The sequence below is a fragment of the Bradyrhizobium sacchari genome (assembly GCF_002068095.1).
GTDB lineage: Bacteria > Pseudomonadota > Alphaproteobacteria > Rhizobiales > Xanthobacteraceae > Bradyrhizobium > Bradyrhizobium sacchari.
The window spans coordinates 69661-77286 of the sequence record NZ_LWIG01000043.1 but is presented as its reverse complement, the minus strand read 5'-3'; the positions used below and the strand labels follow the sequence as shown (position 1 = coordinate 77286).

At 64.2% G+C, this 7626-nt stretch carries 6 protein-coding genes and 1 pseudogene; 6 read left to right on the top strand and 1 reads right to left on the bottom strand.

What is annotated here, in order from left to right; all coding sequences use genetic code 11:
- Positions 1 to 278: LysR substrate-binding domain-containing protein (locus A5906_RS30980; protein ID WP_245326989.1), on the top strand; the 278-nt coding region annotated here is incomplete at its 5' end.
- A gap of 268 nt (positions 279 to 546) precedes the next feature.
- Here A5906_RS30980 and A5906_RS30975 read toward each other — a convergent pair.
- Positions 547 to 1290, bottom strand: a complete 744-nt coding sequence (locus tag A5906_RS30975; RefSeq protein ID WP_080138977.1) for an SDR family NAD(P)-dependent oxidoreductase — start codon at positions 1288 to 1290, stop codon at positions 547 to 549.
- Positions 1291 to 1421: 131 nt separating this feature from the next.
- Between A5906_RS30975 and A5906_RS30970 the strand changes: the two genes are divergently transcribed.
- The 5 genes and pseudogenes from A5906_RS30970 to A5906_RS30955 all read left to right on the top strand — a co-directional run bounded on the left by A5906_RS30970 (position 1422) and on the right by A5906_RS30955 (position 7540).
- Positions 1422 to 2192 carry a methyltransferase domain-containing protein gene (locus A5906_RS30970; RefSeq protein WP_080138976.1) on the top strand — a complete coding sequence of 257 codons (771 nt, stop codon included), beginning with the start codon at positions 1422 to 1424 and terminating at the stop codon, positions 2190 to 2192.
- A gap of 209 nt (positions 2193 to 2401) precedes the next feature.
- Entirely contained in the window at positions 2402 to 3403 is a 1002-nt protein-coding gene (locus A5906_RS30965) for a DctP family TRAP transporter solute-binding subunit (protein WP_080138975.1), read from the top strand.
- Positions 3404 to 3640: 237 nt separating this feature from the next.
- Positions 3641 to 4006: pseudogene (locus tag A5906_RS46240) on the top strand (TRAP transporter small permease); the annotation flags it as partial.
- A 243-nt stretch (positions 4007 to 4249) separates the two neighbouring features.
- Positions 4250 to 5533: a TRAP transporter large permease gene (locus tag A5906_RS46235; RefSeq protein WP_347337625.1), complete on the top strand. Its 1284-nt coding sequence runs from the start codon at positions 4250 to 4252 to the stop codon at positions 5531 to 5533.
- Between the two features lie 78 nt (positions 5534 to 5611).
- Positions 5612 to 7540, top strand: a complete 1929-nt coding sequence (locus A5906_RS30955) for an alkyl/aryl-sulfatase (RefSeq protein WP_080138973.1) — start codon at positions 5612 to 5614, stop codon at positions 7538 to 7540.
- Positions 7541 to 7626: the final 86 nt, after the last annotated feature.

Genomic DNA, 7626 nt, shown 5'->3' with positions numbered 1-7626 from the left:
CCGCCGCAAGTCTGTCGGCATCCGCACGTCTGCGCATCGACGACGGCGACGTCGTCCACGAGTGGGCGCTTGCCGGTCATGGCATCATGCTGAAGTCCGAGGTCGATGTGGCCGCAGACCTTGCCGTCGGCAGCCTAGAGCGCGTGCTCCCGGACTGGCATGGCGGAGAGGCGCCGGTGGTCGGTCTTTACCCCAGCGCACGTCACCTGCCTCTGAAGACGAGGATTTTTCTCGACGCGCTCACCGCACATATCGAAAGAGTCGTGAGCAAAAAATAACAACCGTTTGGAGCGACTGTGGTCGCGCTGGTCCGTTTTCTCTGAAAGTGCCACATGTCATTTGTCGACACCGACTCGTTGGGCAAAGGGACGCCGTCCGCTCGGAGAGCAGAGCTTGAGGTGGCTCGCCTTCGCGGTATTCCGTCTCTCTCCGCTTGCGGAGAAGGCCGGAATTCGTACGCGCGGTTTCTGGGCGAGGGGATGCAGTCCCCCTCTCCCGCGGGAGCGGGGCGAGGGGGCGTAGCGCGTGCGCGGCGAGGGTGAAGCCTCAGAACTGATACCTCCGCAAGCCCCCATCCACCGGGATCACCGTGCCGGTGATGTAGCGCGCCACCGGCGATGCCAGAAACACCGCGAGCGCGGCGAGGTCTTCCGGCTCGCCCCAATAACCGACCGGGATCTCTTCCTCCGCAAAGCGCTCGCGATAATCCGGCGGATAGTTGCGGCGGATCTGCTCGCTCATGATGCGGCCGGGCGGAATGCAGTTGATGGTGATGCCGTGCTCGCCGATCTCGCGCGACAGGCCCTTGGCCCAGGCGTGCACGGCGGCCTTCGCCGCGAAGGCGGCGTTGAGGCCTTCCGGCTCGGACTTGCCGGTGATGTTGACGATGCGGCCCCATTTGCGTTCGATCATCTGCGGCAGCAGCGCATGGGCGATGCGGCGGTAGCTGGTGAAGTTCAGCGCGATCGCCTCGTCCCATTTGCTGTCGGGCGCATCGACGGGCAGGGGACGGCTGCCGCCGGCATTGTTAATGAGGATGTCGACGTGGCCGAGCTCCTTCGCCGCGAAGGCTGCGATCCTCTCCGCGGCGTCCTTCGCCATCACGTCCTGCGCGAACGGCGTGATCAGACCGGAGCCTGCTTCCCTCACCAGCTCGTTGAGCAGGTCGGTGCGCCGCGCCACGCCGATGACGCGCACGCCTTCGGCAGCAAGGCCCTTGGCGATGGCGCGGCCGATGCCGATGCTCGCGCCGGTGACGACGGCGGTTTTCGATGTGAGCCCGAGGTCCATGGTGACACGCTCTCTTGATTGCTTGTTGCCGTTCGCTTCCTGCCCGTCCCACCGGCTTTGCGAATTGCCTCGGCGGGACGAGCAGTGGTAACCAAGAGCGACGGTGAAGGAAACATGAAAAGGCGTCTTTGATGGTCTGGGATCCGCAGCAATATCTGAAATTCTCAGGCCACCGGCTCCGGCCTGCCGTCGACCTGCTGATGCGGATTCCGGATCTTGGCCCGCGCGCGATCGCCGATCTCGGCGCGGGCGCCGGCAACGTGACGAAGCTGATCGGGGAGCGCTGGCCGGACGCAGCGGTGACTGGCGTCGAGGGCTCGGCCGAGATGGTCGCCGCCGGCCGCAAGGCCGCGCCCGACGTGGAATGGTCCCACGAGGATCTCGGCCATTGGCGTCCGGGGAAGCAATATGACGTCGTCTATTCCAATGCCGCACTGCACTGGCTGCCCAATCATGCAGCACTGTTTCCCTCGGTGATGGAGAAGGTCGCGCCCGGCGGCGTGCTTGCGGTGCAGATGCCGCGCAACTTTCTGGCGCCCTCACACGTGCTGATCGGCGAGACTGCGCTCGACGGTCCCTGGCGGTCGAAGGTCGAGCATCTCGTCACCCCGCCGCCGGTCGAAGGGCCGGCCTTCTATCATGATCTGCTTGCTCCGATGTCCGCCAATGTCGACATCTGGGAGACCGAATATCTCCAGGTGCTGGAAGGCGAGAACCCCGTGAAGGAATGGACCAAAGGCACCTGGCTGACGCGCTATCTGGACATCCTGCAGGGCGAGGAGAAGGCCGCTTTCGAGGCGGCCTATGGGATGCGCGTCGCGAAGGCGTATCCGAAGAATGCGGCGGGGCAGACGCTGTTCCCGTTCCGGCGCCTGTTCATGGTTGCCCAGCGCAGAGGCTGATCGCATTGCCGCGATGCGACATAACCGCTCGCTGCCGGGGACGGCAGCGGATGCCGGGTTGCGTCAGCAACAGTCGTCAAGATAGCTTGGCTGCGGCGAATTGGGCTTAGGTCTAGTTGTTCGGGTGGCGGATAGCTGCCACTACTGACGTCAAAACTGGACTGCAAAACAAAAAGACCCGGTTTTAGAGGTTGTTGGGAGGTACCTTCATGCGCAAGCTGCTTCTTGCGGTCGCCGCCGCGACTGTCCTCATGGCCCCCGCGCTCGCCCAGGCCCAGAGCCCCATCGTCATCAAGTTCAGCCACGTCGTCGCCAATGACACTCCGAAGGGCAAGGGCGCGCTGAAGTTCAAGGAGCTCGCCGAGAAGTACACCGACGGCAAGGTCAAGATCGAGGTCTATCCGAACTCTTCTCTCTACAAGGACAAGGAGGAGATCGAGGCGCTTCAGCTCGGCTCGGTGCAGATGCTGGCACCCTCGACCGCGAAATTCGCGCCGCTCGGCATCAAGGAATTCGAGGCGCTCGATCTGCCCTGGCTGTTCAAGGACGATGCGACCTATTCCAGCGCGATGAAGGGCACGGTCGGCAAGTGGCTGTTCCAGAAACTCGAAGCGAAGGGCATCACCGGGCTCGCTTACTGGGACAACGGCTTCCACATGGTGTCGTCGAACCGTGCGCTAACCAAGCCGGAGGATTTCAAGGGCCTCAAGTTCCGCATCTCCGGATCGAAGATCGCCGACCAGTATTTCCGCCTGCTCGGCTCGATCCCGCAGATCATGGCGTTCTCCGAAGTCTACCAGGCGCTGCAGACCGGCGTCGTCGACGGCTGCGAGAACACCGCCTCGAACTATCTGACGCAGAAGTTCTACGAGGTGCAGAAGGACATCACCGTATCCTATCACGCGCATCTGCAATATGCCGTGATCGTCAACGCGAAGTTCTGGTCGGGCCTGCCGCCCGACATCCGCGCCCAGCTCGACAAGGCGATGAATGAGGCGACCGACTACACCAATCTGATCGCGCATCAGGAGAACGAGGATGCGCTGGTCGAGATCAAGAAGACGGGCAAGACCACGCTGCATTACCTGACCGATGCCGACCGCAAGGCGTGGCAGGAGGCGATGCAGCCGACCTACAAATGGGCAAAGGGCCGCGTCGGGCAGGAAGTGCTCGATCTCGTTGCCAAGGAACTCGACGTCAAGATGAACTGACGCGGTTTCCGGAGAGGACAATACCAACGGTCGGGAGTGCAAGCACTTCCGGCCGTTTCGTATCGATAGGGGGACCTTGATTTGCTTCGCGTGCTGAACCAGGCGCTCAACCATCTCGAAGAGTGGTTGATCGCGACGCTGATTGCGGCTGCAACCGGCCTGATCTTCATCGCTGTCGTGCACCGCTATGGCGCGGGCGAATCGATCGCGCTCTCCAGGTGGGCGGCCGCGCACGGGATGACTTGGCTGGCGTCGCTGGCGATGGCGGTGTTCACCTTCCTGTCCGAGCTCGACCTGTCCTGGGCGCAGGAGCTCTGCATCTACATGTTCATCTGGATGGCGAAGTTCGGCGCGGCCTATGGCGTGCGCACCGGCATCCATGTCGGCGTCGACCTGCTCGTCAACCGCCTGCCCGAACATTCGCGCAAGCATGTGATCCTGTTCGCGCTGCTGTGCGGTGCGCTCTTCACCGGCATGATCGCCGCCTTCGGCGCCTCCTTCGTGCGCGAGATGTTTCACACCGGGCAGCAGTCCAACGATCTGGAAGCGCCGATGTGGTTCGTCTACCTCGCGATCCCGCTCGGCTCCGGCCTGATGTGCTTCCGCTTCCTTCAGGTCTGCTGGTTCTACTACTGGACCGGTGAGCTGCCGCACCATGACGAGACCCATGTCGAGGGCGTGCAGGCGGACGCGTCGCCCGCGCTGCATCCGCAGCCGGCCGGCGCGGCAACGAAAGCCGCCGCGCGAAAAATGTCTCCGCTCGGCGTCATCCTGATCATGGCGCCGGTCCTGATCTTCGCGATGTGCCTCGCCGAGAAATTCGGCGTCGTGGTGCTGCCGCACTGGATGCGCGCCGCCACCGTGTTTGCGCTGCTGATCGCGCTGATGCTGACCGGCATCCCGGTCTCGATCGCGCTCGGCCTCACCGTGATGACGTTCCTGTTCACGCTGACCGCGGTGCCGATCGAGGCGGTCTCGATGAAGCTCTTCACGGGCATCGAGGGCTTCGAGATCATGGCGATCCCGTTCTTCATCCTCGCCGGCAACTTCCTGACCCATGGCGGCGTCGCGCGCCGCATGATCAATTTCGCGACCTCGCTGATCGGCCATTGGTATGGCGGCCTTGGGCTCGCCGGCATCGTCGCCTGCGCCATGTTCGCGCTGGTGTGCGGCTCGAGCGTCGCGACGGTGGCCGCGATCGGCGCCATCGTGCTGCCCGAGATGGTCCGGCACGGCTATCCCATGCGCTTCGGCGCCGGCATCATCACGGTGGCGGGCTCGCTCGGCATCCTGATGCTGCCCTCGATCCCGAAGATCGTCTACGCGGTTTCCACCAACACCTCGATCGGCGCGCTGTTCGTCGCTGGGCTCTTGCCCGGCATCATGCTGACGACGATGCTTTGCATCGTCACTTGGTGGATCGCCCGCCAGCGCGACTATCCGCGCCTCGCCAAGGCGAGCTGGGCCGAGACCGTCCGCACCTTCCGCGAGAGCGTCTGGGGCTTGATGCTGGTCGTCATCATCATTGGCGGCATCTACAGCGGCTTGTTCACCGCCACCGAGGCGGCTGCGATGGCGGCGGTCTATTCCTTCATCATCGCCGTGTTCGTCTACAAGGCGATCAAGATGGCCGACGTGCCGCGGGTGCTGCTGCGGGCCGCCAACACCAGCGCGATGCTGCTCTACATCGTCACCAATGCGGTGCTGTTCTCCTTCGTGCTGTCGAACGAGAATTTGCCGGCGACGCTCGCCGACTGGATCGCGGCGCAGAATCTCGGCTGGGTCGGCTTCCTGCTGGTGGTCAACATCCTCTTGCTGCTCGCCGGCAACTTCATGGAGCCGAACTCGATCATCCTGATCATGGCGCCGATCCTGGCGCCGGCGGCCAAGAAGCTCGGCATCGACCTCGTGCATTTCGGCATCGTCATGGACGTCAACATGGAGGTCGGCCTCTGCCATCCGCCTGTCGGCCTCAACCTCTATGTCGCGTCCATGATCGCGCGAATGCGGATCACGGATCTCGCGGTCGCGGTGATGCCGTGGCTGATCACCATGCTCGGCTTCCTCGTCATCGTGACCTACTGGCCGGATCTGACGCTGTGGCTCCCACGGGTGCTGGGGATGCATTGAGGGGCCGGCGCCCGCAATGGCAATCGGCCTTGAGATGCGCTTAGATGGTTCCAACCAGAGCGGGGAAGGAGCCAGTCGATGACCGAGATTTCCAGGGAGCCCAAGGACGCAGCGCCGTCCGTCATCGCGCAGCATGATTCCATGCTGAATGCGCTGCCGTTTTCCGACACGCGGGATTTCGACGATGCTGCGCGCGGCTTCCTCGGCACGATCGAGAACGCGGAGATCACGAACCCGCAAGGGCGGACGGTCTGGAGCCTGAAGCCCTATGGCTTTCTCTCGGTCGAGCAGGCGCCGCCGACGGTGAATCCGAGCCTGTGGCGGCAGGCGCGGCTCAACATGCACCATGGGCTGTTCGAGGTGGTGCCCGGCGTCTACCAGGTGCGCGGGCTCGACATCGCCAACATGACGCTGATCGAGGGCGACAGCGGCGTCATCGTCGTGGACACGCTGACCTCGATCGAGGGGGCGCGCGCCGCGCTCGATCTTTACTTCAGGCATCGGGGCCTGAAGCCGGTCGCGGCCGTCATCTTCACCCACACCCACACCGATCACTGGGGCGGCGCGCGCGGCGTGCTGGAGGAGGATGCGCTGGCGACCGGCGCTGTGCCGATCCTCGCGCCGAACCTGTTCATGGAGCATGCCGTCTCCGAGAACATCATCGCAGGTCCCGCGATGCTGCGGCGGGCGCAATATCAGTTCGGCCCGTTCCTCGCCAAGGGGACGCGAGGGCAGGTCGACAACGGGCTCGGCAAGTCGATGGCAGCAGGGGGCGTTGCGCTGCTGCGACCGACAGACCTGATCATGGCGACCGGCGACAGGCGCGTGATCGACGGCGTCGAATTCGAATTCCAGATGGCTCCGAACAGCGAAGCGCCGGCGGAGATGCATTTCTTCATCCCGCGCTACAAGCTCCTGAACCTCGCCGAGAACTGCACGCACAATTTCCACAATCTGCTGCCGTTCCGCGGCGCCGACGTGCGCGACGCGCTGGCGTGGTCGAAATACCTGGGCGAGGCCTTGCGGCTGTGGGACGGCAAGGCCGAGGCCATGTGTGGCCAGCACCACTGGCCGGTGTGGGGACGCGAGCGCATCGGCACGATGATCCGCCAGCAGCGCGACCTCTACAAGTTCGCGCATGACCAGACCATCCGTCTGATGAACCATGGCCTCAACGCCGCCGAGATCGCCGAGACGATCCAGCTGCCGAAGAGCCTCGTGGGCGCGTGGCACGGCCGCGGCTATTACGGGCACATCCGGCACAACGTGAAGGCGATCTATCAGAAATATCTCGGCTGGTACGACGCCAACCCGGTCAATCTCGATCCGCTGTCGCCGGTGGAGTCGGGCAGGAAATACGTCGAGTATATGGGCGGCGCGGACGCCATCCTCGCGCGGGCGCGCGCGGATTTTGACAAGGGCGAATTCCGCTTCGTCGCGCAGGCGCTCGGCCATCTCGTCTTCGCCGAGCCCGACAATGCGGCGGCGCGTCACCTGCTGGCCGACACGCTGGAGCAGCTCGGCTATGCCGCCGAGAGCTCGACCTGGCGCAACGCCTATCTGTTCGGCGCGCAGGAGCTGCGCCAGGGCATGCCGAAGACTCCGCCGCGCCCGCCGATGCCGCGCGAGACGCTGGCGGCACTGCGCACCTCGCAGCTCTGGGACGTGCTCGGCATCCGCCTCAACGGCCCCAAGGCCGAAGGCAAGCACATCGTGCTGAACTGGAGCTTTTCCGACACCGGCGAGACCTTCGTGCTCAACCTGGAGAACTCGGCGCTGACCTATATTGAGGGCGTGCAGGCCGACGGCGCGGATGCCAGCTTCACGCTGGCGCGCGCGACGCTGGACGAGGTGATCGCGAAGTTGACGAGCTTTCCGGAAGCGGTGGCTGCGGGGAAGGTCAAGCTGTCCGGCAATCCGATGAAGCTTGCCGAGCTGATGGGCCTGATGGACGAGTTTCCGAGGATGTTCGAGATTGTGGAGCCGAAGCGGGGGGTGGTGGGGTAGGGATCGCTTTCCGTCATTGCGAGCGCAGCGAAGCAATCCAGAGTCGTTCCGGGGAGACGGGTCTGGATTGCTTCGCTGCGCTCGCA